This window comes from Kitasatospora sp. cg17-2, assembly GCF_054031055.1.
The window spans coordinates 8,661,134-8,686,120 of record NZ_CM132923.1 but is presented as its reverse complement, the minus strand read 5'-3'; the positions used below and the strand labels follow the sequence as shown (position 1 = coordinate 8,686,120).

The following is a 24,987-nucleotide window of genomic DNA, read 5'->3' as shown; positions in this document are numbered from 1 at the left end:
CTGGCCGACCTGGCCTACGCCGGGAGTGCCGCCTCCGCGCGGCCCGGGCCCTCCGCGTGCGCGGGGAGGGTCGGCCAGGTGAGCAGTGGCAGCGGGCCGGGGTGGTGGTGGACGGCGTAGTGGTGCGGGGCCATCGCGGTCTCGTGGCCGGGGAGGGCGCCGACGACCGCCCGGTGTGCGGCGGCGGGGGTGAGCTCCTGGTCGGTGGTGGCGATCCGGGCGGTGAGCCGGCCGTCCTCGTAGCCGAGGTCGACCGCCGTCGCCCGCGCGCCGAGGGCGTCGGCGACGAGGGCGCGGACGGCCGCGAGGTCGATCCAGTCGGCGCCGATCCGCTGCCAGTCGCCGGTGCGGGTGGCGGGGCGCAGGCCGCTGAGGGCGGCCAGCTCGGTGAGCGGCAGCGGTCCCGCGACGGCGGCCGCGAGGACGGCGGGGACGGCGCGGGCGAACCGCTCGGCGTCGGCGCGCTCGAACACCTGGGGGCAGGCCAGCAGGGCGAAGTCCAGGCTGCCGGCGGTGCGCAGGATGTTGAGCATCAGGCGCACCGGCAGCGGCTGGTCCGGCAGCCACTGCACCTCGGGGTCGGCGGTCGGGGCCGGGCGGGCGTCGGAGATGGTCTCGGGGATGGCGAGGCTGAGGTCGTTGACGACGATCTGGCGGTTGAAGCGGGCGCCGCGCCGCTCGGCGACGTCCTCCACCAGCCGCCAGACCTTGTCGGCGTTGAGCGTGCTGTGCCAGTAGCCGGTGAAGGAGGCGACCTTGGTGCGGCCGATCAGGGCGTCCAGGTCGTCGTCCGCGCCGGAGGGGCCGACCTCCAGGGCGATCAGGGCGTCCTGGGCGAGGGTGCCGATGTGGTCGGCGAGGGCGGAGCGCTGGCGGTTCGCCGACAGGGCCGAGACCACCAGGTCCGTACGGGCGGCGCGGTGCGCGGCGAGGGCGGCGAAGACGGCGAGCAGGACGGCCGAGGGGCCGGCGGCGGTGCGGCGGCAGACCGCTTCCAGGTCGGCGGCGGCGGTCCGGGAGCGCAGCAGCAGGGCGGCCGTCCCCTCGGTGGGGCCGGAGGTCATGCCGTCGACGGAGAAGGAGCTGGACGGTCCGGTGGTGAGGACGCTCTCCCAGTGCTTGAGCGCGGCCGCGGTCTTGCGGCGCCCCTGGGGGCTCTGCTCCAGGGCGGCCAGTTCGAGCGGGGTGCGGGATTCGGCGGGCGGAAGTCGCGTCCCGGTGGCGAGGGCCAGCCAGTCGCGGATCAGCAGGGTGACGGCGACGCCGTCGACCCCGGCGTGGCAGCCCACCACGACCAGCCGGTGGACGAGTTCGCCCTCGGTGAGCAGGGTGAAGCGCAGTCGCGGGGCGGCGGTCAGGTCGAACGGCCGGGCGACGTCGGCCCGGCCCAGCTCGTCGGCGAGGGCGTCGATCCCGGCGCCCTCGCGGTCACCGACGGGGACCAGGGTGACGGTGAACTCGCCCTCGGCGCGCACCTCCTGGCGTTCGGGGAAGCCGTCCGCGCCGGGGCCGGGCGGGAAGACGGTGCGCAGCGACTCGTGCCGTTCCAGCAGCGCGCGCAGGGCGTCGACGGCGGTGGCGACGGTGGTGCCCTCGGGGACGGGCCAGACCGACTCGCGGTTGATCTGTTCGGGCCGGTCGCGCCCGATGCAGCGGAGCATGTTGTCCTGGCCGAGGGTGAGCGGTCCTGAGCCGCCTCCCACGCCGTGGAAGCGGGCCGTGATCCGGCCTTCGGTCTCGGTCACGTCGTGCGTCATCACGTCGATCGCGCCCTTCGGTTCGCAGGTCTGGGCGAGGTGCGGTCGGGACGCTACCAGCGGGCCGATCATGTGGTCCAGACCAGAAACCTGGGATACCGGCGGGCCCCGAACAATTCTGATGTTTCGTCAAGTACCTGTCATGCCAGGCCAGTTGGGAACCAGAACCGTCGGCGGACCTCGACCGGGTCGCCGCCGACCGCGGCGACCGAGGCCCGGAACCCGTCGGGGGCGGGCACGTCCTCGACCCGGCAGGGGCCGGGGCCGAGCGCGCCGGGGTCGGCGAGCAGCACCGGCGACGGTCCGTCCAGCGGCAGCCCGAAGCCCTGGACCAGTCGTCCGCCGTACGCCTTGACGCACGCCTCGCGGCGGCACCAGAGCACGGTGAAGCGCCCGGCCGGGTCCGGGTCGGCGGCGACCGACCCGGCCTCGGCGGCCGGGAACCAGCGCCGGGCCATCCGCACCGCGACCCGCGCGTCCCGGACCCGCTCGACGTCCACCCCGACGGCGCGCCCCTCGGTGAGGGCGACGGCCGCGAGGGCGCCGGAGGCGGAGTGGTTGACCGCGAGGCCGTCGAACCCTGGCTTGCCGTACGGGCCGTAGCGCCAGACCAGCCGCGCGGGGTCGCGGCCGAGCCGGGCGCCGGCGAGCAGGCGCACGGCGCCGTGGGCGACGGTGAAGCGTCGCCCGAAGCGCCGGTCGGGACCGTCCGCGCGGGCGCGTTCGGCCGGGTCGAGCAGTTCGTACAGGGCGCGGACCACCGGCTCGGGCTGGTCGGTGGGGATCAGCCAGACGTCGACGAGGTCCGCGCCGCCGACCGGAGCACCCGGAGCGAGCGGAGCGGCGGAAGCAACAGAACCGGCGGACCCGGTGCCGGCCGGGGCCGCACCGGGGCCGCTCACGACGGCGGACCGGCGCGCAGGGTCAGGGTGGAGAGCACACCGAGCCTGGGGTCGAAGTCGGCCAGCAGCACGGGTCGCCGCTCGGCCCGCCAGCCGGGCAGCCGGTCGGCGAGGGCGGACCACAGTCCGGTGAACGGCTGGCCGGCGGGGACCCGGACGGCGTCCAGGCCCGGCACCTCCAGCCCGGCGGCGAGCAGGACGGCCGCCCCCTCCCCCAGCGCCTTCGCCTGCCGGCGGACCTCCTCGGCGGCGGACGCCCCCGAGGACGACGTTCCACTGTCCTGACGGACCGTCAATTCCTCGCCGGGCAAGGTCTCGCAGACCAGCACGACGGCGCAGTGGCGGTCCGGCAGGGTGACCGGTTCGGGCGGCAGGTGGTGCAGGGCGGTCTGCTCGGCGAGCACGACCACCGCGCGCCGGGCGACACCGGTCCGCTGGTACGCGAGCGCGGCGCGCAGCGCGGCGAACGCCCCGGCGGTGCCCTGGTCGCAGAGCGCGAGCGCGGTGGGTGTGCCCGCGCAGGAGCGGCTGAGCGCGAGCGAGGTGGGCGCGCCGGGCCGGACGTCGGGCGAGTCGAAGGCCTGGATCAGTACGTCCGCGGGCTCGTCCGGTCCGAGGGCCTCGGCGAGCAGGCCGGCGGCCAGTTCCTCGTAGGCGTGCCCGACCCCTTCGGCCAGCAGGTCCTCGCGCAGCGGCAGGCCGTACGGGCGGACCAGGTCGGCGACGAAGACCCGGAGGTCGGGGTCGAGGGAGAGTTCGGAGCGGCCGTCGGCGTACCGCGTCAGCACCCGGGTGAGACCCGGGGCGGCGGACACCGGTCAGTCCTCGGCGATGACGTGCGCGGCGACGTAGTCGGCCAGGTTGGTGACCGAGCGCAGGTCGTCCTCGGTGATCTGCTCGACGTCGACCTGGATGTCGAGCGCCTCCTCGACCTCCAGGATCAGCTCGATGGTGCCGGCCGAGGTGAGGCCGAGATCGTCGAAGAGGCAGGCGTTCTCGGGGATCTCGAACGGGTCCCGCTTGAGGACGCGCGGGATCAGCTCGCCGAGGCTGTGCAGGATCCGGACGCGCAGCTCGGTGTCGGTGGTCTGGACCACTTGGTCGGACATGGGTGGGACCGTCCCGTCGTGCGTGGTGGAGTGGGGCGGAGCGGCCGAAGGACCGGCGCCCGGGGAAGGGAGGAGGACCGGGGAGGACGGGCCGACGGCGGGTCGGCCGTCCGGCGTCAGTGCTCGACGACCATGGCGGAGAAGGTCGCTCCGATACCGGCGGCCGCGACGAGGTAGCGGTCGCCCCGTTCGAGCAGCCCCCGCGTGGTCGCGGTGTGCAGATTGATGAGGCCGTCCGCAGCGAAACTGTGCCCCACCGACGTCACGTTGTCCAGCACCACCTTCCCGATCGGGAAGCCGATCCGGCGCGCGATCGTGCGCCAGGAGGCCTGGTTGACGTTGTGCGGGAGCAGCAGCGCCAGGTCGGAGAGGTCCAGACCTGCCTGGTCGAGGGCGGCCTCGATCGCCTCGACCATCACATCCGGGTACTCCCGCTGGTAGCGGGCCAGCAGGTCCTGGTCCTCGACCAGCCGGCCGTCGAACTCGGGTCGCTGGCGCACCGCGTAGGACAGCACCCGGTCGTGCTCGCCGTCGGCGCTGACCAGGCAGGCGGCCGCGCCCTCGGCGAAGATGCCGGTCTCGGGCACCACCTGGGCGTCCTTGGTGAAGGTCTTCTCCCCGGCGAGCACCAGGGCCAGCGCCCGCGGGTCGGGCTCCTCGGCGAGCAGCCTCCCGGCCAGGTCGACGGCCAGCAGGCCGACGGCGCAGGCGTGGTGGGTCACGGTGAAGGCCTGGGCGTGGCCGAGGCCGTACCGGTGGAGCAGGTCGTGCAGGGGGTTGAGCGGGTACGGCACGGCCACCGGCATGCTGCGCGCGTGGATCACGAAACGGATGTCCCGTTCGCGTCCGCGCAGCTCCGGAAGGGCGTCGACGGCGGCGCCGAGCAGGTCGGGCAGCTTCCCGTCCGGGTCCAGTCGCAGCTGGTCCAGGCCGTGGAAGCGGCGGAAGAGTCGAAGTTGACGTGGGGTCAGGCCCAGACGCTCGCCCACTGCCTCGATGGGCACGGTGTGGTGGGGGAGGTGGACGGCCACTGCCTCCAGTGCGGTCACGCGGGCTAGTATTCCCACGCCCGACGGGTCCGCACAAGTGATCTCGGGCGGTTGCGGCGCAGAGTCCGCACAGCTCACCCCACGGAACGCGCAGGCCACGTGCCGCCGTCCCCCCGCCCCCGCGTCGTCGAGCCGGTGGAGTCCCTGATGAACGATCGTGAACGTCCCGTCCCCGTACCGCCGGTCCGTCCGGCCCTGGTCGCACTGCTGGCGGAGGCCGCCCAGGCACCGCCCGGCTGGGAGGCCGGCGTGACCGGGTCGTCCCGGCTGGACGGGGACCTGCTGCTGGACGAGACCGAGCTCGCCGCGCTGCACGAGGGCCTGCGCCGGAGCTTCGGCCCGTCGGTGGACCTCGCCGCGCTGCGGGCCGGCCTGGACCTGGCCGCGCTGGAGGCCCTCACCGTCGCCGACGTCGAGCGGCTGCTGCCCGCGGAGGACGCCCGATGAGCCGCTTCCTGCTGGTGGTCCCGCCGCTGACCGGGCACGTCAATCCGACCGTGGGCCTGGCCCGGGAGCTGGTGGCGCGCGGCCACGAGGTGGCCTGGACCGGCACCGAGACGGCGCTGCGGCCGCTGCTGGGGCCGGACGCGACGGTGTTCGGCACCGGCACCCGGGCGTTCCGGGCGCAGGGCGGGCACGGGCTGGCCGCCGTCCGCTCGCTGTGGGAGGGCTTCATCGTTCCGTACGCGCGGTTCACCACCAAGGCGCTGGACGCGGCGGTGCGGGAGTTCCGGCCGGACGCGCTGCTGGTGGACCAGCACACCCCGGCCGGGGCGCTGGTGGCGCACCGGCACCGGCTGCCCTGGGGCACCCTGGCGCCGGGGGCGATGGAGCTGGGGCGGCCGTTCCGGGGGCTGCCGCTGCTGGAGGAGTGGATGACCGGCCTGCTGCTGGGCCTGTGGCGGCGGGCCGGGCTGCCCGAGGAGGAGTACGTCGACCCGCGCTTCTCCCCCGCCCTGGTGCTCGCCTTCACCGGCCCCGCGCTGACCGGCCCCGAGCCGGTTCCCGCGCACCATGCCGCCGTCGGCCCGGTGCTGACGGACCGGCCGGCCGATCCGGCGTTCCCCTGGGAGCGGCTGCTGCCGGGACGGCGCCGGGTGCTGGTCACCATGGGCACCCTGTCCGGCGAGCTCGGCGCGGACTTCCTGGCCCGGGCGGTGCGGGCGCTGGAGCTGTGCGGGCCGGACGTGCAGCCGGTGTTCGCGGCGCCCGGCGAGCTGCTGCCCGAACTGCCCGGCCACGCGGTGGCGGTCGACCGGGCGCCGGTGCTGGAGCTGATGCGGCGCGGGGTGCTGGACGCGGTGCTGTGCCACGGCGGGATGAACACCGTCGGCGAGGCCCTGGCGCACGGGCTGCCGCTGGTCACGGCCCCGATCCGGCACGACCAGCCGTTCGTCGCGGCCCAGCTGGCGGCCGCCGGGGCGGGACTGCGGGTGCCGTTCGCCCGGGTGACGCCGGATCATCTGGCGGGAGCCCTGCGGAGCGTGCTGGAGGAACCCGGGTACCGGGCGGCGGCCGCCCGGGTCGGGGCGGAGCTGCTCGCCGGCGGCGGGGCCGAAACGGCGGCCGACCGGGTGGAGGCACTGGTCACACCGGGTGCCCCTCGGGCCAATCCATTGGTCTAGGCCATTGTTTCCGGGGTGCCGGAACCCCTAGGGTGGCCCGCAGCACCACTTCCCAGGTGTCCCGCGCGCCGTCTTCCGGCGCCCCGGCAACCCCATCCCCGCACGGGAGTTCTGGTTGATCGAGACCAAGGGGCTCAGCAAGTCCTACCCCTCCAAGAAACGCGGCCAGCCCCCCGTGGACGCCGTCCGAGGCATCGACCTCGACGTCGCTCCGGGTGAGATCTTCGGTTTCCTCGGCCCCAACGGCGCCGGGAAGACCACCACCCTGCGGATGCTCGCCACCCTGATCCGCCCCGACGGCGGCGAGGCCCGGATCGCCGGGGCCGACCTGTTCGCCGACCCCGCCGAGGTCCGCCGCCGGATCGGCTACGTCGCCCAGGGCGGCGGCACCACCGACGTCGTCACCGCGCGCGAGGAACTCGTGATGCAGGCGCGGCTGCACGGCTCCGGCAAGGCCGAGGCCGTGCGGCGCGCCGACGAGGCCCTCGAGGCGTTCGAACTCACCGAGTTCGGCGACCGGCCGTGCCGCACCTACTCCGGCGGCCAGCGCCGCCGGGTGGACATCGCGCTCGGCGTCATCCACGCGCCCAAGGTGCTGTTCCTGGACGAGCCCACGGTGGGCCTCGACCCGGCCAGCCGCGGCCACGTCTGGACCGAGATCCGGCGGCTGCGCGGCGAGGGCATGACCGTCGTCGTCACCACGCACTACCTCGACGAGGCCGACGCGCTCTGCGACCGGGTCTCCATCGTCGACCACGGCGGCATCGTCGCCGAGGGCACGCCGGAGACGCTCAAGCGCGAGATATCCGGCGACGTCGTCCTCATCGGCCTCGGCACCGGGGAGGCCGAACGGGCCGCCAAGGCCCTGCGCGAACAGCCCGGTCTGCCGGAACTGCACCGACTGGAACTGCGCGACGAGGACGGCCTGCGGCTCTACCTGGACGACGGCGCGGCCGCCGTCCCGCACCTGCTGCGCGCCCTCGACGGGGCGGGTGTCACCACCGGCACCGTGCAGCTGCAGCGCCCCAGCCTGGACGACGTGTTCCTGGCCCGCACGGGCCGCTCCATCGAGCAGTCCTGATCCTCACCTCCGAACCCCGAGGAGGGGCTCCGATGAAGCTCGCCCGCGACACCTGGCTGGTCTTCCAGCGCCAGCTGCTGCTGATGTGGCGGACCCCGATCTGGATCGCCGTCGGCGTGATCCAGCCGATCTTCTACCTGCTGCTGTTCGCACCGCTGCTCAAGCAGGTGCTGGTGCCGATGGGCGCCACCACCTACGCCGAGACCTACCAGATCTACGTGCCGGGCCTGTTGGCGGTGCTGTGCATCTTCGGCGGCCTGTACACCGGCTTCAGCCTGCTCGGCGAACTCAAGGCCGGCATCATCGAGCGGGCCCGGGTGACCCCGGTCAGCCGGCTCGCGCTGCTGCTCGGGCGGGCCCTGCGGGAGACGGTGGCGCTGCTCGTCCAGGCGGTGATCATCACCCTCATCGCGCTGCCGTTCGGCCTGCGGGTCGGCCCGCTGAACCTGCTGCTGGCCTTCCTGCTGATGGGCCTGCTCGCGCTGATGACCTCGGCGATCTCGTACGGGATCGCGCTGGTGCTGCCGGCCGACGAGGCGATGGCACCGGTGGTGAACACCCTCGCCCAGCCGATCGCGCTGCTCTCGGGGGTGCTGCTGCCGCTGGCGCTGGCGCCGATGTGGCTGCAGTCGATGGCCAAGTGGAACCCCTTCTACTGGGCCGTGGAGGGCATGCGCGCGCTGTTCTCGGGCCATGTCGGGGACAGCGCGGTCTGGCAGGGGCTGCTGGTGGTCGCCGTGATGACGACGGCGGCCGTGTACTGGTCGGCCCGGCTGTTCTCGACCCGGGTGCGCTGAACCGGGCTCGGGACGGTGGGTCCGCGGACCCACGAGTGACAGAACGACAGAACGACAGACAGGCGGACAGACAGACAAGCGGGAGGCGGGCGGGCCGGGCCGGAGGGGATCCGGCCGGCCCGCCTTCCGGCGTTCCCGCGCCCGGGCCCGTCCGCCGCCCGGGCCGCCGACCCGACCGGCCGACCCGTCCGCCGACCCGTCCGCCGTCTCGTCAACACGGTTCGGACGGTGATCTGTTGTCGGCGCGGACCCGGCGGCCCTATGGTCGGGACCGGTCGATCGTCCGTTCGTCAGGAGGAACCCGCATGAGCCCCCGGTCCGAGAACACCCCGGCCTCCGCCCGGCGCCGCGGCACCCGCCTGGCCATCGCGGGCGGGGCCATCGCCGCGCTGCCGGTGGTCGGCCTGCTCGCCGCGACCCCGGCCTCCGCCAAGCCGCCGGTCAAGGCCGCCGAGGCCCGCCCGGCGGCCGGGAGCGTGGCCGCGAAGCCGCCGATGAAGATCGTGGCCGCCAAGCCGCCCGTGAAGGCCGTCGCGGCCAAGCCCCCGGTCAAGGCGGTCGCCGCGAAGCCGCCGGCGAAGATCGCCGCCGCGAAGCCCCCGGTCAAGGCCGTGGCCGCCAAGCCGCCGGCGAAGGCCGTCCCCGCGAAGCCCCCGGCGAAGATCGCCGCCGCCAAGCCGCCCGTCAAGGCCGTCGCGAGCGACCCCCGGGCCGCCCGGGGCAACTGACGCCCCGCCCGGACTCCACCGGCGGAACGCCGAACGGCGGTGCCCCTTGCACGAAAGGGCACCGCCGTTGCGCGTCCGCGGGCCGCGGGCTACCCGGCCGCGCCGCTCCCGGCCCGCAGGAAGCCCGCGAGCCTGGCCACGCCCTCCGCGATCCGCTCGGGCGTCAGCGAGCTGATGGAGAGCCGCAGCCGCCGCTCCCCGCCCCCGGCGGGGTAGAACGGCGCCATCGGCGTCCACAGCACGCCGAAGTCCCGGGCGCAGCGCTCCATCGCCGCCTCGTCGGCCGCGAACCCCACCGTCAGCACGGCGAAGAACCCGCCCTCGGGCACGTTCCAGGACACGCCCAGGCGCTCCCGCTCGGCCGCCGGGAGCTGCCGCTCCAGCTCCGCCAGCAGCGCCCCCATCGAGGCCGCGTAGTGGGCCGTCGCGGGCGCGTTGGCGGCCCGCAGCCGGCAGTCGTGGGTCAGCAGCATCCCGCCGATCACCGCCTGGCTGAGGGCCGGCGTGTTGACCGTCGTCATGCTCTTCAGCTTGGCGATCTCGTCGGCCAGCAGGGTGCGCCGGCCGCCCGGACCGGTCACCTCCTGGTCGGCGACCAGGTAGCCGAGCCGCGCGCCGGGGAAGCAGGTCTTGGCGAAGGAGCCCAGGTAGACGACCCGGCGCCGGCGGTCGAGCGCCTTCAGGGTGGGCCGGGCGGCGATGTCCCGGGCGAAGAACCCGTACGGGTTGTCCTCGACGATCAGCAGGCCCTCCTCGGCCGCGGTCTCCAGCAGCCTGGCCCTGGCGGCCACCGGCATCGAGGTCCCGGAGGGGTTGGCGAAGTCCGGCACCACGTACAGGGCGCGCGGGCGCCGACCGCCGGCGCGGACCTCCCGCGCGGCGGCCCGGACGGCCTCCGGGTCGGGGCCGCCCTCCGGCCCCTCGGGGACCGGCACCGTGGTCAGGTCGAGCAGCCGGGCGGCCCCGGTGACGCCGACGTAGCAGGGCGAGCTGACCAGCAGGACGTCGTCCGGGCCGGCGCAGAGCGCGCGCAGCGTCAGCAGCATGCCCTCCTGGGCGCCGACGGTCAGCACCAGCGCCTCGGGGGCCACGGTGAGGCCCTCGTCGTGCGCCAGGGTGCGGGCGACCAGGTCGTTGATGATGCCCTTGGTCGGGCCGTACTGGAACAGCGTGGTGCGGATCGCGTCGCGGTCGAGGCCGGTGGCCGCCAGGTGGTCGAGGTAGGCGTCCAGGTAGGCGGGGACGTCCTCGGGCTCGAAGAAGCCCTCGTAGGGGCGGCCAGGGGCGAAGGAGATCGCCTGCGGGTAGCGGGTGGTGACCTCGTTCAGGAAGGTCATCGCGTCCAGCAGCGGGTCCGCGAGCGAGCCGTGCAGTTCCGCCAGCGGGAGGGTGACGGGCTCGGCGGCGGCGGCCACCGCCTCCGGGGCCGGGACGGCCGGGGCGCTCACGCGAGGGCCTCGCGCAGCCGCGCGGCCGCGTACGCCTGGGCCTCGGCGGCGCCGTCCAGGGTGCCGGTCATGGCGAAGAAGCCGTGCGGCATGCCCTCCCAGCGGCGCAGCTCCACCGGGACCCCGGCCGCGCGCAGCGCCTCCGCGTACTGCTCGCCCTCGTCGCGCAGCGGGTCGTACTCGGCGGTGACGACGGTGGCGGGCGGCAGGCCGGTGAGGTCCGGGGCCCGCAGCGGGGAGACGTGCGGGTGCTCGCCGTCGGCCGGGTCGGCCAGGTAGTTGCCCCAGTACCAGGCGACCGAGCGGCGGTTGAACAGCGCCGGGTCGTCGTGCTCGCGCATCGACGGGGTGTCGGCGCGGGCGTCGGTGTTGGGGTAGACGAGCAGCTGGTGGCGGAGCGCGGGGCCGCCCCGGTCGCGGGCGAGCAGGGAGAGGACGGCGGCGAGGTTGCCGCCCGCGCTGTCGCCGCCGACGGCGAGGCGCTCGGTGTCCAGGCCGAGTTCCGCCCCGTGGGCGGCGAGCCAGTCGGCGGCGGCGGCGCAGTCCTGGACCGCGGCGGGGAAGGGGTGTTCGGGGGCCAGCCGGTAGCCGACGGAGGCGGTGGCGCAGCCGACGGCGTTGGTCAGCGCGCGGCAGATCGCGTCGCTGGTGTCGGGCGAGCCGAGGGTCCAGCCGCCGCCGAACAGGTAGAGCAGGACGGCCGGACGGCGGCCGTCGGCGGGCGGTGCGGGCCGGTAGAGCCGGAGCACGAGCTCGCCGCCGGGGCCGGGGAGGCGGTGCTCCTCGACGGCCTCGACCGGCTCGGGCGTGCCCGCGGCGGCGCGGATGTCGGCGAGGTCGGCGGCGCGGGCCTCGGCCACGGTGAGGTCGTAGAGCGGGGGTGTGCCGGCGCCCGCGCGGCGGTCGCGCAGGGCCTGGGCCTGGGGGTGCAGGGGCATCGGGGTTCCTCGGGGCGGCGGTCGGCCGCGGCGGCGGCCGGCGGTCGGGTGGGCAGCCGGTTGGGCGGTGGCCGGTCGGGCGGCCGGTCGGGCGGCCGTGGCGGCGGTCGCCGATCGGGCGATCATCGGTCGGGCGGCCGGTCGGGCCACCGCGGCGGCCGCCGTCGGGTCAGCGGTCGGCCTCGACGTAGATGGTCTCGTCGGTGCGGAAGGCGGTGTCCAGGTCGGCGACGTCGCCGCGGACGCCCTCGCGGTAGGCGCAGTGGCGGATCCGCGCCTCCTCGAAGCCGGCCTCGGTGAGGACGTGCCGCAGCTCGTCGAGGTCGTAGATCCACTGGTGACCGTAGTACCGGAAGATCTGGTTGACCAGGAAGGCCGGGCGCTGCGGCATCGGCGGGCCGAAGCCCATGGTGCTGAGCCGGCGGTGGTGCTTGGCGAGGAAGCCGTCGCCCTTGGCGTAGCCGTTCAGGTAGCGGGCCAGGTCGGGGGTGGTGATCCGCAGGACGCCGCCGGGGCGCAGGACCCGCCGGGCCTCGCGCAGCCAGCCGACCGCCACCGGCATGGTGACGTGCTCGATCAGATGCTCGGCGTACACCCAGTCGACGCTGGCGTCGGCGAAGGGCAGCGGGCGGGAGATGTCGAGCTGGGTGAACCAGCGGTCGCCGTCGACCCGGTAGAGGGTGCCGGGCTCGCTGGCCGCGTCGGGGCCGCGGAGCGCGGTGAGGTCACTGCCGAGGCCGCCCGGGTGGGCGGTCCGGAAGGCCGCGAACTCGATCCCGGTGAGGCCCAGGGCGGTGAAGTCCTGGTGGTCGAAGGGGAGTCCGCCGTCGGCCGGTTCGAGGCTCCGGCAGGTGGCGACGTCGGCGCTGAAGCGGTCGAGCTGCTCGGCGAGGCCGTCGGGGTCCTCCCAGTCCCAGCCGGGGAAGGCGTCCTGTCTGTTCATGGTCTCGCTCTTTCGGTCGCGGCGGTCGGGGTGGAGCTCGGGGCGGTCGGGGCAGGGCCGGGGGCGGGGCTCGCCGGGCCGGGGGCCGGCTGGGCGGTCGGTGCACGCACCGTCAGACCGGCCAGGGCGCGAGGGCGGTGCGGTCCAGGTCGGCGACCGAGGGGCGGCCCAACAGGGCCATGGTGTGCTCCAGTTCGTCGCGCAGCAGGTCGAGGACCTGGGCGACGCCGGCCTCGCCGCCGGTGGCCAGGCCCCAGAACGCCGGGCGGCCGACCAGCACGGCGCGGGCGCCCAGGGCGAGCGCGACGGCGATGTCGGCGCCGCTCCGGACGCCGCCGTCGAGCAGCGCCGGGATGTGCGGCGGCAGGGCGTCGACGACCTCCGGCAGCGCGGCGAGGGCGGGCAGCGCGCCGTCGAGCTGACGGCCGCCGTGGTTGGACACCACGACCGCGTCCACGCCGTGGTCGGCGGCGCGGCGGGCGTCCTCGGCGGTGAGCACGCCCTTGAGGACCAGCGGCAGTCGGCTGCGTTCGCGCAGCCAGGCGAGATCGGCCCAGGTCAGAGTGGGGTCGAACTGCTCCCTGGCGTGCTCGGCGATGCCCGAACTCCCTTGGCCGGCGTGGTGGCTGGCGGCCATCAGGGCAGGGTCGAGATTGACCGCGCGGATCTCCGGCGGGACGGCGAAGCCGTTGCGCAGATCGCGCAGCCGACGGCCGATCCTGGGGGCGTCGACGGTGAGCAGCAGGGCGGCGTAGCCGGCCGCCTCGGCGCGCTCCACCAGGGCGGCGAGGGCCTCCCGGCGGCGCAGCCAGTAGAGCTGGAGCCAGAGCGGGCCGGTGGCGGCCTCGGCGATGTCCTCCAGGGTGCGGCTGGCGAAGATTCCGGCGACGAGCAGCGCGCCGGCCTTTCCCGCCGCCCGGGCGGTCGCTGTTTCCCCGTCCGGATGGACCAACCGGTGGTAGGCCATCGGGGCAATTCCGACCGGGAACTGCAGTGCGGCGCCCAGCAGATCGACGGCCGTGGCGCACTCGGAGACGTCGACGAGCGCGCGCGGGCGGAACGCATGGCGTCCGAACATTTCCCGGTTCGCCGCCAGGGTGCGTTCCGCACCGCTGCCGCCTTCGACGAAGTCCCAGATTTCCGGGGCAAGTTGATCGCGCGCCGCGCGTTCGATCCCGGCCAGCGTGAGTGGTGCCACGGGCGTCCTCGTTCCCGGACCGGCCGCGTTCGGACCGGCCCACGGATCGGCAGCGTAGGAGGTCTGGACCTGATTGGTATAGACCTTGATTTGACCAATCGTCTGTGCAATCGTCTGGCAACGGAATTGGACGTATTGCCTGGTGTCGACGCCGACCCGGGAAAGTGACGACCAAGTGTCCATGACAAATCTCCTCACGTGTGGAGTGGCGTTGACCGGCTTTTCCTCTTCTTCTCCGGCGCCCTCCTCACCCCCGCACGCCGATGCTCCCGCCGACTGGGTCGACCGGGTGCTGCTGGCCGGCCCCGGGGGTGAGGAGTGCCTCCGCTTCGGCACACCCGTCGACCGCGACGCCCTGCGCGCCCTGGTCGCCGAGCAGACCGAACGACTGGCCTCGGCCGGGCTCGGCCCGGGCGGCACCGCCGCCCTGCGGCTGCCGCCCTCGCTGGGCTTCGTCGCCGTGCTCCTGGCCGCCTGGCGGCTGGGCGCCCAGGTGGCACTGCTCGACCACCGGCTGACCGAGCACGAGGTCGAGCGGGCGGTCTCCCGACTGCGCCCGCAGGTCCTGGTCGGCTCCGCCGGGCGGTCCGCGGCGTCCGCCCTGCGCGGTTACTCCGTGGTCGACCCGGTGGCCGTCGCGCTGCCCGACGGCCGGCCGGCCGGGACCGGCCACGCGCTGGTCCAGCTCAGCTCGGGCTCGACCGGCCCGGCCAAGGTCATCGCCCGCACCGCGAGCGACCTGATCCGCGAACTCGACTGCTACCGCAGGCTGGTGTCGTTCCCCGGCGAGGGCGAGCGGGTGGTGCTGCTGTCCTCGGTGGTGCACGTGCTCGGCCTGGTCGGCGGGCTGCTCAACAGCCTCCACGGGCGCGCGCCGCTCACCGTCCCGGACCGGATGACGGCGGCCGGCATCCTCGCCGCGGTCGCCGAGGACGACCGCCCCACCACCGTGATCGGGGTGCCGTTCCACGCCGAACTGCTGGCCGGAGCCGCCGGTCCGCCGGAACTCCCGCAGCTGCGGCGGATGGTGGTCGCCGGCGAACTCGTCCGGCCCGGACTGTCCGAGACCTTCACCGCCCGCTGGGGCGTCCCGCTCGGCACCATGTACGGGATGACCGAGCTCGGGGTGATCGCCACCGACCTGGACGGCACCCTGCACCCGGCCAAGCAGCCCGTGCACGGCATGGAACTGCGGCTCGTCGACGGCGAACTGCAGCTGCGCACCGCCGCCTCCCCCTATCCCGGGCTCGACGACCCGACCCGCTGGGCGGACGGCTGGCTGCACACCCGTGACGCCGCCACCCTCGACCCCGGCACCGGCCGGGTCACCGTACTCGGCCGCCGGGACTCCCAGGTCTCGATCGGCGGCCTCAAGGTCGACCTCACCGAGGTCGAGCAGACCCTCGCCGCCCTCCCCCACGTCCGGGAGGCCGTCGTGGTCTTCGACGAGGGCGCGATCGAGGCCTACCTCTCCGCCGAGGACGGCGCCGACCGGGCACTCGTCCAGGACGGGCTCGCCCGGCAGCTGGCCGCCTACAAGCGGCCGCGCCGGCTCGCCTTCCTCCCCCAGCTCCCCCGTACCGCCACCGGCAAGCTGCTGCGCGACCCGGCCGCCCTGCGCGCCGCCGCCGGCTGAACCGGGCGCGCCGCGACCCGGCGCGCCCGCCCGCATGCCACCCCACGCCACCGGCCGGGACCTCGCGCCCCGGCCGCCACGAACCACCCGGAAGGGCCGGGCGGGATTCCCCGACGGGCAGCCACGGCCTGCCCCCGGAGCCCCCGGTCCGCCCCGAAGGACCGCTTTCCCCTCCCCGACGACCCCGTGCGCACCGCCTGCGCCCGGGCACAAGGAGCACACCATGCAGGACCGCATCCGCGCGTTCGTCCTCTCCGCACTGGCCGAGATGCAGTACGACGTCGAGGGCGTCACCGGCGACACCGACCTCGGCCCGGCCGGCCTGGACCTGGAGTCGCTCGCCCTCGCCGACCTCTCGGTCCAGGTCGAGGACGAGTTCGGGGTCAAGTTCGACCTCGACGAGATGGAGACCACCGCGCTGATGACGCTCGACCAGTTCACCGCCGACGTCGAGGCCCGGATCACCGCCGCCACCGCCACCTCGGGCAGCCCGGCGTGACCGACCTCGCCCGCCCCGACCGGGCCGAGGTCCTGGAGATGCTCGCGGCGTTCGGGCAGCGCGCCGCCGAGGACGTGCCCGATGAACTCGGCTCGCTCGAACTCACCTGGCTGATAGCCGAGTTCGAGCAGCGTTACGGCATCGAGCCGGATCTGGACGACGAGGCCTTCGAGGCCGTCCGGACGGTGGACGACGCCGTCGCGGTGTTCCGCGCGGCCGTGCTCGCGGCCGGCGGCGGTGCGGTCGACGGCGGCACGGCCGACACGCCCGCCGACGCCACCGGGGCCGCCGGGGCCGCCGTCACTGCGGGAGCCGCAGGAGCCGCGCGGCCATGAACCGCCACGCCCCGACCGCCGTCCGGCCCGTGGTGACCGGTGTCGGCGTGCTCAGCGCCGCCGGCGAGGGGACCACCGCGCTGGCCGAGGCCGTCGTGCACGGCAAGGCCGCGTTCGGCCCGGTCACCCGGTTCGACGTGTCCGCCCGCCGCACCACCCGCGCCGCGCTGCTGCCCGAACCGCGCCCGCTCGCCGACGCGGTGCTCGCCGCCGTCGGCCAGGCCTGCCGCGCGGCCGGTCTGGACCCGGCCGACCCGGACGGCGGCCCGCCCGTGCTGCTCGCCCTGCACAGCGACCGGCACACCCGGGCCACCCTGGCCGAGGTGTCCGCCGGGACCACCGCCCGCTGGGGCGGCCCGGGGGTCCTGCGCGGCTACACCGGCGCCTGCGTGGCGGCCGGGACGGCCGTCGCCGACGCCGCCCAGCTGGTCGCCACCGGCCGCCGGGACCGGGTCCTGGTCGCCGCCGGGCACCTGGTCGAACCGGGCGTCTTCGCCGCCTTCGACGCCGGCCGGGCGCTCGCCCGGGACGGTGAACTGCGCCCGTTCAGCACCGGCCGCAGCGGCACCCTGCTCGGCGACGCGGCGGTCGCCGTGCTGGTCGAGGCCGAGCCGGAGGCCGAGCGGCGCGGCGCCCCCGTACTGGCCCGGCTGGCCGGCTGGGGCCGGGCCGGCGACGCCCACCACGTCTGCCGCCCCGAGCCCGGTGGCGACGGCGTGGCCCGGGCGATCGGGGCCGCGCTCGGCCGGGCCGGCGTCGCGCCGGAGGAGGTCGACTACGTCAACGCCAACGGCACCGGCTCGACCCTCTCCGACCACGCCGAGGCCCTCGCCCTGCGGCGGGTCTTCGGCGAGCACACCGACCGGCTGCCGGTCAGCTCCAGCAAGGCCGTGCACGGCCACGCCCTGGAAGCCTCGGCCCTGCTCGAACTCGTGGTCACCATCGGCGCGTTGACCGACGGACTGCTGCCGGTCAACGCCGGCTGGCTGGGCCCGGACCCGGAGATCGACCTGGACCTCGTCCTGGACGGCCCGCGCACCGCCCGGCCGCGCTACGCGCTCACCCTCAACTCCGCCTTCGGCGGCGCCAACACCGCACTCCTGGTGGCCGCCCGATGACCGCGCTGCGCATCCTCGCCGAGGCCGCCTGGCCCGACCCCGAAGCCCGCGGGCCCGAGCAACTGCCGCCGCTGCCCGGCTTCTCCGCGTCCACCTTCAACCCGCTGGTCGCCGAGACCGCCGAGCGCTGCCTGCGCGCCCGCCACGGCGCCGCCCCCGCGCCCGGCCGGACGGCACTGCTGCTGGTCAGCGCGAGCGGCGACCTCGCCACCGCCCGGGCCATCGAGGAGGCCGCCGCCGACACCGCCCGGCGGATGCCCCCGCTGCTGTTCTTCCAGTCCAACCCGAACGCCGTGCTCGGCCACATCGCCGCCCGCTGGGGCCTGACCGGCCCCGTGGTGGCGATCTGCCCGGCCGAACCTCCGCCACCCGGACGGGTCCCCCAGGACGCGCTGGACCTGGCGGAACTGCTGCTCGCCGACGGCGACGCCGACCAGGTCCTGGTCATCGCCGCAGAGCAGGCGGAGCAGACCGACGAGGACGCCGACGGCGCCGACAACACCGACCGGGCGGTGGCCCTCCTGGTCGCCACCGCCTGACCGGACCCCGAACCGGCCCCGACCCGAACCCACAGCAAGAACCCGCAGCACGAACCCGCAGCACGAACCCGACGTACCGACCGAAGCACCGACCCGAACCCGCCGCCCGCCCCAGCCCCACCCCTGCGCACCCAGCGGCGCGAGCGGTCCCCCGCCCGCCGCGTCCCGCCGCAGCACGCCCGCACGCCCCGCACCTCGGGAGGGATCCACCCCGTGAGCATCCGCAGTATCCGCACCCTGCTGGCGGACGACCCGGCCGTCGGCGCCGGCAACGTCCTCACCCGCCGCATCGAACTCGGCCTCGGTCTCGACGAGCCGCTGCTGACCTTCGACACCCCGGTGGACGACCACGCCGCCTGGCAGCCGCTGACCCTCACCGAGCTGGACCGCGCCGTCCGGGCCAGGGCCGCCGCCCTGCACGCCCTCGGCATCGGCCGCCGCGACCCGGTGGTGGTGTACGCCGGCGACGCCGCCGACCAGGTCCTCGCCTTCCTCGCGCTGGCCCGGATCGGCGCCATCCCGGCGCTGCTCAACCCCAACCTGGACGGCGAGCGGGCCGCCCGCTACATCGCCAAGCTCGGACCGGTCGGCGTCCTCGCCGACCCGCCGCACCTGGCCGCGCTGGCCGGCCACGAGACCGGCGCCCCGGCGCTGCCGGAGATCGCGACGCTCGGCGCCGGCGACCCCGAGGAGGCCCCCGCGCCCTACCGGCACTCGCCCGACGACCCGGTGGCGATCACCCACTCCTCCGGCACCACCGGACTGCCCAAGGCCGTGGTCCACTCGCACGCGAGCCTCTACGCGGCGATCCGCCACCGCGCCCGGCTGCCCCGCCCGCAGGGGCAGGAGCGGATGCTCAGCGCGCTGCCCGCCCCGCACGCCGCCACCCTGATCGCGGTCAACCTCTCGCTCGCCTCGCACACCCAGCTCGCCGTGCTCTCCAGCCAGTCCGGCGCCGGTGTGCTGGACGCGATCGAGCAGTGGAGCCCCAGCGGCGTGGTCGGCTTCGCCGCCACCTGGGCCGAGCTCGCCCACCACGACCTCACCGCGAGGAAGTTGGACTCCGTCGCGCTCTGGTGGAACACCGGGGACTGCGCCCACGAGGTGCACATCCGCCGCCTGGTCGCCTCCGGCAGCCGCGAGTCGGTCACCCGCGAGGGCCGGGTCCGGGTGCCGGGCTCGCTGTTCGTGGACGGCCTCGGCTCCACCGAGATGGGCCACTCGCACTTCTTCATCACCCACGGCCCCGGCACCGAGCGCTACGGCCGCTGCGTCGGCCGCCCGCACGCCTTCGTCGACTGCGAGCTGGTCGGCCCGGACGGCGAGCCGCTCGGCCCCGGCGAGGTCGGCGAACTCGCCACCACCTCACCGACCCTGGCGCTCGGCTACTGGAACGACTCGGCCACCACCTACCGCACCCGGCTGCGCGGCCGCTTCCTCACCGGCGACCTGATGTACCGGGACGAGGAGGGCTACTACTACCACGTCGACCGGGCCGTCGACTCGGTCGAACTCGGCGACGGCAAGCGGCTGTTCACCGCGATGTCGGAGGAGAGGGTGCTGGCCGCCCACCCCGACGTGCTGGACTGCACCGTGGTCGCGGTGCGCGACGGCGACCGGGTGGTCACCGATGTGCTGCTGGTCCTCGCCGCCGGCGCCGACCCGGACGCCGACCGCACCGAGGCCGTCACGGCCGCCCTGGACGAGGCCGCCGCGGCCACCGTCCGCCAGGTGCTCGTGGTCTCCGGGGACGACATCCCGCTCGGCCCGACCGGCAAGGTGCGCAAGGTGCTGCTGCGCCAGCGCTACCTCGACTCGGTCGCCACCGCCCCGGTGGCAGCCCGGGCAACCGCTCCCGCCGAGGCGGTGGCCGCCCGATGAGCGCCGCCCGCCGCCCGGGCGCCGTGGTCACCGGCATCGGCCTGGTCACCCCGCTCGGCCGCAAGCCCGCCGAGGTCTTCGACGCCCTCACCGCCGGCCGCTCCGGCATCCGCGCCGTCCCCGAGGGCCACGCCGCCCACGGCTGGCTGAACGCCGCCGGAATCGCCCCGGCGATCGACGGCCGCGAGGTGCTGCCGCCCACCGAGACCCGCTGCGTGGACCGCTTCGTGCTGCTCGCGCTGGCCGCCGCCGACGACGCCCTCGCCGACGCAGGCCTGGTCGTCGGCCGGGACGCCGACCCGCACCGCACCGCCGTGGTGCTGGCCACCGGCGGCGGCGGACTGGAGACCTTCGAGCAGCAGTCGCAGCGGCGGACCGAACGCGGCCGCCCCGGCGTCAGCCCGTACCTGCTGCCCGGCATGCTCTCCAACATGGCCACCGCCCGGATCGCCATCAAGCACGGCATCCGAGGCTTCAGCACCGCCATCGTGACCGCCTGCGCGGCCGGTGCCCAGGCCGTCGCCGAGGGCCTGCGCCTGATCCGCTCCGGCGACGCGGACGTGGTGGTGTGCGGCGGCACCGAGTCCTCGCTGCACCCCACGATCGCCGCCGCCTTCACCAACGCCCGTGCGCTGGCCTCCGGTTGGGACGACCCGGCGCAGGCGAGCCGGCCGTTCGACAGCCGCCGCAACGGCTTCGTGCTGGGCGAGGGCAGCGCCGTCCTGATCCTGGAGAGCCCCGAGCACGCCGCCGCCCGCGGCGCCGCCGGCTACGCCGAGCTCACCGGCTGGGGCGCCTCCACCGACGCGCACCACCCGACCATGCCGCGCCCCGACGGCGCGGGCGCCGCCGACGCGATGCGCTCCGCCCTCGCCAACGCGGGCCTGGCCCCGGCCGACATCGGCTACGTCAACGCCCACGGCACCGGCACCAAGCTCGGCGACGTCGCCGAGACCGCCGCCCTGCGGTCGGTCTTCGGCGGACACACCCCCGCGGTCAGCTCCACCAAGGGGGCCACCGGTCATCTACTGGGCGCCGCAGGCGCGTTGGAGGCAGCGGTCACCGCCCTGGCGGTGGCCCGGGGGACGCTGCCGCCGACCGTCAACCTCACCGAGCCGGACCCGGCCTGCGACCTGGACCACGTCCTGGGCGCGGCCCGGACCGGCCCGCTCACCGCGGCCCTGAGCAACGCCTTCGCCTTCGGCGGGCACAACCTCAGCCTGGTCTTCGAGCCCGCCTCCACCCCGTCCCTCCGCTGACGCCGCACCGCGCCGTAGCCCGGACACCAGTGCCAGGCCTCAACTCGCGATCCCCCGGGGAGATCCCGTTGTCCATCCAGTCCATAGCCCACGTCGAGTACCACAGCGCCGACGCCGACGCCACCGCGGCGGCGCTCTGCGCCGACTACGGCTTCACCGCCGTCCCGCCCGAGCCGGAACAGCTCGCCGCGGCCGAGTCCGCGCACGCCCGCACCGTCCTGGTGCGCCAGGGCAGCATCGAGTTCCTGCTGCGCTCCGCCACCGACCCCGCGCACCCGGTGGCCCGCTACGCCGCCCGCCACGGCGAGGGCGTGGCCGCCCTCGCGCTGTCCTGCCCCGACCCGCAGGCCGCCCTCGACCGCGCCGAGCGGCACGGCGCCCGCGTCCTGGACCGGGCCGGCGGGCTGGTGGCCGGCTTCGGCGACACCGCGCTGCGGTTCGTCCCCGAGGCCCCGGCCGCGGCCGAGCCGGACGGGGCCGGCCCGCAGCTGCTGGACGCCCTCGACCACGCCGCGATCTGCCTGCCGGCCGGCCAACTGGCGGACGCGGTGCGCTTCTGCGAGGCCGCGCTCGGCATGCACCGGATCTTCGGCGAGTACATCGAGGTCGGCGAGCAGGCGATGGACTCCAGCGTGGTGCAGAGCGCCTCCGGCGAGGTCACCTTCACCCTGATCGAGCCCGACACCAGCCGCCGGTCCGGCCAGATCGACACCTTCCTCGCCGACCACGACGGCGCCGGCGTCCAGCACCTCGCCTTCCGCACCGGGGACATCGCCGCCGCCGTGCGCAGCGCCCGCGACCGGGGCGTGGCGTTCCTGACCACGCCCGGCACCTACTACGACGCGCTCGCCGAGCGGCTCGGCGCCACCGCCATCCCGGTCGAGACCCTGCGCGAGCTGGACGTCCTGGTCGACCAGGACCACGGCGGGCAGCTGTTCCAGATCTTCGCCCGGTCCACCCACCCCCGGCGGACGTACTTCGTGGAGCTGATCGAGCGCCAGGGCGCCGGCACCTTCGGCACCGCCAACATCAAGGCCCTGTACGAGGCCGTCGAACGGCAGCGCGCCGCCGCCTCCGTCTGAGTCCCCCCGCACCGCCCGAAGAGGAGGCCCGACCCCCATGACCACCGCACCCGAGTTCCACCTCACCGAGGCCGAACGCGCCTTGCTGCCCACCCCCGAGGAGGTGGCCGGCTACCTGGAGCACGGCTGGTACCTGTCCCGCCGGCTGTTCAGCGACGAGGAGCTGGACACCCTCCAGGCCGCCACCGAGCACTACTACACCGGCCACCGCGACCGCACCCTGCCGGTCCGCCCGCCGCGCCTCGCCTCCTGGGAGGCCTCGGACGGCCCGGTCCAGCGGCACAACGACTACGTGCACTACGAGAGCGACGCGATCGGCGCGATCCTGCGCAAGCCGCTGCTCGGCGCCGTCGCCGCGCTGCTCGCCGAGGCCGAGGAGGTCCGGGTCTTCCAGGCGACGCTCATCTACAAGCCCCCGGTGCCGGGCGAGCCCAGCAACCAGGTGCCGTGGCACTTCGACAAGCACTACTGGCAGACCTCCTCCTCGGACCGGATGCTGACCGCCTTCCTGCCGTTCCACGACTGCGGCGAGGAGAACGGCACCATCACCATGGTCGACGGCAGCCACCGCTGGAAGGAGCTGTCCTCCGGGGAGGACTCCACCCGGCACTTCGCCGAGCGCGACAACTCCGAGCTGGACTCCATCCTGGACGCCAACGCGGAGTACAACGGCACCGAGGTCCGCAAGGTCCCGATGATCATCCCGCGCGGGCACGTCAGCTTCCACCACTGCCGCACCTACCACGGCAGCGGCCCCAACCTGGCCTCCTTCCCGCGCCGCGCCGTCTCGCTGCACCTCCAGGACGGCGGCAACACGTACCAGGCCGCCACCCGCCCGGACGGCGGGCCGGTGGTCTACAACCACGACGTGCTGGTCCGCCGCACCCCCGACGGCCGGCCCGACTACGCCGACCCGGACTACTGCCCGACCGTCTGGCGGGGAGCGCTGTGACCCCTGGGGCACCCGCCGACACCGCAGGTGTCGACACCGTACCCGCCGCACCCGCCGCGGCGGCCGCGGGCTCCGCGCCCGCGCCCGCGCCCGCCGTGGCGGCGCTCGACACGCCCGAGCGGCGGTACCGGATGCTGCGGCTGATCCGCTCCTTCGAGGAGCGGGCCCTCGGCCTGGTCAAGTCCGGGGTGATCACCGGCGGCATCCACCCCTACATCGGGCAGGAGGCCGTCGCGGTCGGCGTCTGCGCCGCGCTCGGCGCCGGCGACCGGCTCGCCTCCACCCACCGGGGCCACGGCCATGTGCTGGCCCGGGGCCTCGACCCGGCCCGGATGCTGGCCGAACTCGCCGGGCGGGTCGGCGGGTCCAACCGGGGCCGGGGCGGCTCGATGCACGCCGCCGACCTACGGCTGGGCATCCTCGGCGCCAACGGCATCGTCGGCGCCGGCGCCCCGATCGCGGTCGGCGCCGCCTGGGCCGACCGGCAGGCCGGCACGGACGCGGTCGCGGTGGCGTTCTTCGGCGACGGCGCGCTCAACCAGGGCGTGCTGCTGGAGTCGCTCAACCTGGCCGCGATGTGGCGGCTGCCGGTGCTCTTCGTCTGCGAGAACAACGGCTACGCCACCACCCTGCCCGCCGGCACCGCGGTGGCGGGCAGCGCGGTGGGCCGGGCCGCCGCCTTCGGCATCCCGGCCACCGAGGTGGACGGCATGGACACCGAGGCGGTGCGGGCCGCCGCCGAGGAGGCCGTCGCCCGGGCCCGGAACGGCGGCGGGCCCGGCTTCCTGGAATGCCGCACCTACCGGTTCGAGGGCCACCACACCATGGAACGGCTGATGAAGCTGAACTACCGCACCCCCGAGGAGGTGGCCTCCTGGCGCGAGCGCGACCCGCTCCTCCGGGCCGCCGACGCGATCGGCGCCGCGCGCGCCGCCGCCCTGGACGCCGAGGTCGACGCCCGGCTCGCGGCGGCCGAGGAGTTCGCGCTCGCCTCGCCGCACCCCGATCCGGCCGGCGCCGCCGACCACCTGTACGCCTCCGGCCTGCGGCCCCGGGCGGGGGCGGTCGCATGAGACTGTCGTACACCAAGGCGCTCAACCGGGCGCTGGCCGACGAACTGGACGGCGACCCCTCGGTCTGCGTGTTCGGCGAGGACATCGGCGCCGGGATGGCCGGGCCCACGCTCGGGCTGCTGGACCGGTTCGGGCCGGAGCGGATCGTCGACACCCCGCTCTCCGAGCAGGCGTTCACCGCGATGGCGGTCGGTGCGGCACTGGCCGGGCGGCGGCCGGTGCTGGAGTTCCAGATCCCGTCCCTGCTGTTCCTGGTCTTCGAGCAACTCGTCAACCAGGCACACAAGTTCTCGCTGATGAGCGGCGGGCAGGCGGGCGTCCCGCTGACCTGTCTGGTCCCCGGCTCCGGCTCCCGCAGCGGCTGGGCCGGCCAGCACTCGGACCACCCGTACAGCCTGTTCGCGCACTCGGGTGTGAAGACCGTCGTCCCGGCCACGCCGACCGACGCCTACGGGCTGCTCCGCTCGGCGATCCAGGACCCGGACCCGGTGGTGGTGTTCGCCCCGGCCGCCGCGCTGCCGGTCCGCGAGACCGTCACCTGGGACCTCGCGCCGGTGCCGCTCGGCCGGGCCCGGGTGCACCGCGAGGGCACCGATGTCACCGTGGTGGCGGTCGGGCACCTGGTGCACGACGCGCTGGCGGTGGCCGAGGAACTCGCCGGCGAGATCTCGGTCGAGGTGCTCGACCCGCGCACCCTGTACCCGTTCGACTGGGACGCGCTGGGCGCGTCGCTGGAGCGCACCGGGCGACTGGTGGTGATCGACGACTCCAACCGCAGCTGCGGGATCGGCGCGGAGGTGCTGGCCACCGCCGCCGAGGAGTTCCGGCTCACCGCCCCGCCCCGCCGGATCACCCGCCCGGACGGCACGGTGCTGCCGTTCGCCCCCGAGCTGGACCGGGCGCTGCAGCCCGACCGGGAGCAGCTGCGGCACGCGCTGCGCGCCGTCATGAAGTAGATCCCGCGCTCGCTGAGCGTCGAGCACCCTCCGGGGGCGGCCACCCAGGCCGCCCCCGGTCGGCGTTCGGAGCACTGTGGGC

At 75.5% G+C, this 24,987-nt stretch carries 25 protein-coding genes; 16 read left to right on the top strand and 9 right to left on the bottom strand.

Annotated features, from left to right (window positions below; all coding sequences use genetic code 11):
* Window positions 1-14 precede the first annotated feature (14 nt).
* The 5 genes from ACW14Y_RS36525 to ACW14Y_RS36505 all read right to left on the bottom strand — a co-directional run bounded on the left by ACW14Y_RS36525 (window position 15) and on the right by ACW14Y_RS36505 (window position 4,817).
* Entirely contained in the window at window positions 15-1,745 is a 1,731-nt protein-coding gene (locus tag ACW14Y_RS36525; protein WP_456984898.1) for a condensation domain-containing protein, read from the bottom strand.
* Between the two features lie 152 nt (window positions 1,746-1,897).
* Window positions 1,898-2,659: a 4'-phosphopantetheinyl transferase family protein gene (locus tag ACW14Y_RS36520; RefSeq protein WP_456984897.1), complete on the bottom strand. Its 762-nt coding sequence runs from the start codon at window positions 2,657-2,659 to the stop codon at window positions 1,898-1,900.
* Window positions 2,656-3,474: a hypothetical protein gene (locus tag ACW14Y_RS36515; protein WP_380309505.1), complete on the bottom strand. Its 819-nt coding sequence runs from the start codon at window positions 3,472-3,474 to the stop codon at window positions 2,656-2,658. The genes ACW14Y_RS36520 and ACW14Y_RS36515 overlap by 4 nt, the downstream gene beginning before the upstream one ends.
* Before the next feature lie 3 nt (window positions 3,475-3,477).
* Window positions 3,478-3,768, bottom strand: coding sequence for an acyl carrier protein (locus ACW14Y_RS36510; RefSeq protein ID WP_266272654.1), 291 nt, complete (start codon window positions 3,766-3,768; stop codon window positions 3,478-3,480).
* Between the two features lie 116 nt (window positions 3,769-3,884).
* Entirely contained in the window at window positions 3,885-4,817 is a 933-nt protein-coding gene (locus ACW14Y_RS36505; RefSeq protein WP_456984896.1) for a 3-oxoacyl-[acyl-carrier-protein] synthase III C-terminal domain-containing protein, read from the bottom strand.
* Between the two features lie 147 nt (window positions 4,818-4,964).
* Between ACW14Y_RS36505 and ACW14Y_RS36500 the strand changes: the two genes are divergently transcribed.
* The 5 genes from ACW14Y_RS36500 (at window position 4,965) to ACW14Y_RS36480 (ending at window position 9,048) form a co-directional block, all read left to right on the top strand.
* The gene (locus tag ACW14Y_RS36500; RefSeq protein WP_380309510.1) at window positions 4,965-5,264 is read left to right on the top strand and encodes a hypothetical protein; all 300 of its coding nucleotides are present in this window, start codon (window positions 4,965-4,967) and stop codon (window positions 5,262-5,264) included.
* Window positions 5,261-6,442: a glycosyltransferase gene (locus tag ACW14Y_RS36495; RefSeq protein WP_380437104.1), complete on the top strand. Its 1,182-nt coding sequence runs from the start codon at window positions 5,261-5,263 to the stop codon at window positions 6,440-6,442. Before ACW14Y_RS36500 ends, ACW14Y_RS36495 begins: the two co-directional genes overlap by 4 nt.
* Window positions 6,443-6,557: 115 nt before the next feature.
* The gene (locus ACW14Y_RS36490) at window positions 6,558-7,523 is read left to right on the top strand and encodes an ATP-binding cassette domain-containing protein (RefSeq protein WP_456984895.1); all 966 of its coding nucleotides are present in this window, start codon (window positions 6,558-6,560) and stop codon (window positions 7,521-7,523) included.
* Between the two features lie 32 nt (window positions 7,524-7,555).
* Window positions 7,556-8,320 (top strand): ABC transporter permease, encoded by a 765-nt coding sequence (locus tag ACW14Y_RS36485; RefSeq protein WP_380309515.1) that lies wholly within the window; start codon window positions 7,556-7,558, stop codon window positions 8,318-8,320.
* A gap of 305 nt (window positions 8,321-8,625) precedes the next feature.
* Window positions 8,626-9,048 carry a hypothetical protein gene (locus ACW14Y_RS36480; protein ID WP_456984894.1) on the top strand — a complete coding sequence of 141 codons (423 nt, stop codon included), beginning with the start codon at window positions 8,626-8,628 and terminating at the stop codon, window positions 9,046-9,048.
* A gap of 89 nt (window positions 9,049-9,137) precedes the next feature.
* On the opposite strand, the gene ACW14Y_RS36475 is transcribed toward ACW14Y_RS36480, so the two are convergent.
* The 4 genes from ACW14Y_RS36475 to ACW14Y_RS36460 form a co-directional block, all read right to left on the bottom strand.
* Window positions 9,138-10,496 carry an aminotransferase-like domain-containing protein gene (locus ACW14Y_RS36475; RefSeq protein WP_380389121.1) on the bottom strand — a complete coding sequence of 453 codons (1,359 nt, stop codon included), beginning with the start codon at window positions 10,494-10,496 and terminating at the stop codon, window positions 9,138-9,140.
* Window positions 10,493-11,434 carry an alpha/beta hydrolase gene (locus tag ACW14Y_RS36470; protein ID WP_456984893.1) on the bottom strand — a complete coding sequence of 314 codons (942 nt, stop codon included), beginning with the start codon at window positions 11,432-11,434 and terminating at the stop codon, window positions 10,493-10,495. Before ACW14Y_RS36470 ends, ACW14Y_RS36475 begins: the two co-directional genes overlap by 4 nt.
* Window positions 11,435-11,603: 169 nt before the next feature.
* A complete protein-coding gene (locus ACW14Y_RS36465) occupies window positions 11,604-12,377 on the bottom strand; it encodes a class I SAM-dependent methyltransferase (RefSeq protein ID WP_380437094.1) in 774 nt (257 codons plus the stop codon).
* A 112-nt stretch (window positions 12,378-12,489) separates the two neighbouring features.
* Window positions 12,490-13,575, bottom strand: a complete 1,086-nt coding sequence (locus ACW14Y_RS36460; protein ID WP_380309524.1) for an alpha-hydroxy acid oxidase — start codon at window positions 13,573-13,575, stop codon at window positions 12,490-12,492.
* 205 nt (window positions 13,576-13,780) lie between these two features.
* Between ACW14Y_RS36460 and ACW14Y_RS36455 the strand changes: the two genes are divergently transcribed.
* The 11 genes from ACW14Y_RS36455 to ACW14Y_RS36405 all read left to right on the top strand — a co-directional run bounded on the left by ACW14Y_RS36455 (window position 13,781) and on the right by ACW14Y_RS36405 (window position 24,905).
* A complete protein-coding gene (locus tag ACW14Y_RS36455; protein WP_456988348.1) occupies window positions 13,781-15,211 on the top strand; it encodes a class I adenylate-forming enzyme family protein in 1,431 nt (476 codons plus the stop codon).
* A 223-nt stretch (window positions 15,212-15,434) separates the two neighbouring features.
* Window positions 15,435-15,710, top strand: a complete 276-nt coding sequence (locus ACW14Y_RS36450; protein WP_266272667.1) for an acyl carrier protein — start codon at window positions 15,435-15,437, stop codon at window positions 15,708-15,710.
* Window positions 15,707-16,045 (top strand): acyl carrier protein, encoded by a 339-nt coding sequence (locus ACW14Y_RS36445; RefSeq protein WP_380437092.1) that lies wholly within the window; start codon window positions 15,707-15,709, stop codon window positions 16,043-16,045. The genes ACW14Y_RS36450 and ACW14Y_RS36445 overlap by 4 nt, the downstream gene beginning before the upstream one ends.
* A complete protein-coding gene (locus ACW14Y_RS36440) occupies window positions 16,042-17,163 on the top strand; it encodes a beta-ketoacyl-[acyl-carrier-protein] synthase family protein (protein WP_456984892.1) in 1,122 nt (373 codons plus the stop codon). Before ACW14Y_RS36445 ends, ACW14Y_RS36440 begins: the two co-directional genes overlap by 4 nt.
* Complete coding sequence (locus ACW14Y_RS36435) at window positions 17,160-17,702, top strand: beta-ketoacyl synthase chain length factor (RefSeq protein WP_456984891.1); 543 nt, start codon at window positions 17,160-17,162, stop codon at window positions 17,700-17,702. Before ACW14Y_RS36440 ends, ACW14Y_RS36435 begins: the two co-directional genes overlap by 4 nt.
* 213 nt (window positions 17,703-17,915) lie before the next feature.
* The gene (locus tag ACW14Y_RS36430) at window positions 17,916-19,583 is read left to right on the top strand and encodes a class I adenylate-forming enzyme family protein (protein WP_456984890.1); all 1,668 of its coding nucleotides are present in this window, start codon (window positions 17,916-17,918) and stop codon (window positions 19,581-19,583) included.
* Window positions 19,580-20,842, top strand: coding sequence for a beta-ketoacyl-[acyl-carrier-protein] synthase family protein (locus ACW14Y_RS36425; RefSeq protein ID WP_456984889.1), 1,263 nt, complete (start codon window positions 19,580-19,582; stop codon window positions 20,840-20,842). Before ACW14Y_RS36430 ends, ACW14Y_RS36425 begins: the two co-directional genes overlap by 4 nt.
* A 68-nt stretch (window positions 20,843-20,910) precedes the next feature.
* Window positions 20,911-21,924 (top strand): 4-hydroxyphenylpyruvate dioxygenase, encoded by a 1,014-nt coding sequence (gene hppD, locus ACW14Y_RS36420; protein ID WP_380309190.1) that lies wholly within the window; start codon window positions 20,911-20,913, stop codon window positions 21,922-21,924.
* Window positions 21,925-21,961: 37 nt separating this feature from the next.
* Window positions 21,962-22,876, top strand: a complete 915-nt coding sequence (locus ACW14Y_RS36415; RefSeq protein WP_380309188.1) for a phytanoyl-CoA dioxygenase family protein — start codon at window positions 21,962-21,964, stop codon at window positions 22,874-22,876.
* Window positions 22,873-23,949: a thiamine pyrophosphate-dependent dehydrogenase E1 component subunit alpha gene (locus ACW14Y_RS36410; RefSeq protein WP_456984888.1), complete on the top strand. Its 1,077-nt coding sequence runs from the start codon at window positions 22,873-22,875 to the stop codon at window positions 23,947-23,949. The genes ACW14Y_RS36415 and ACW14Y_RS36410 overlap by 4 nt, the downstream gene beginning before the upstream one ends.
* On the top strand, window positions 23,946-24,905 hold the full coding sequence (locus ACW14Y_RS36405; RefSeq protein ID WP_380389129.1) for an alpha-ketoacid dehydrogenase subunit beta: 960 nt from the start codon (window positions 23,946-23,948) through the stop codon (window positions 24,903-24,905). The genes ACW14Y_RS36410 and ACW14Y_RS36405 overlap by 4 nt, the downstream gene beginning before the upstream one ends.
* The last annotated feature ends 82 nt before the right edge of the window (window positions 24,906-24,987 follow it).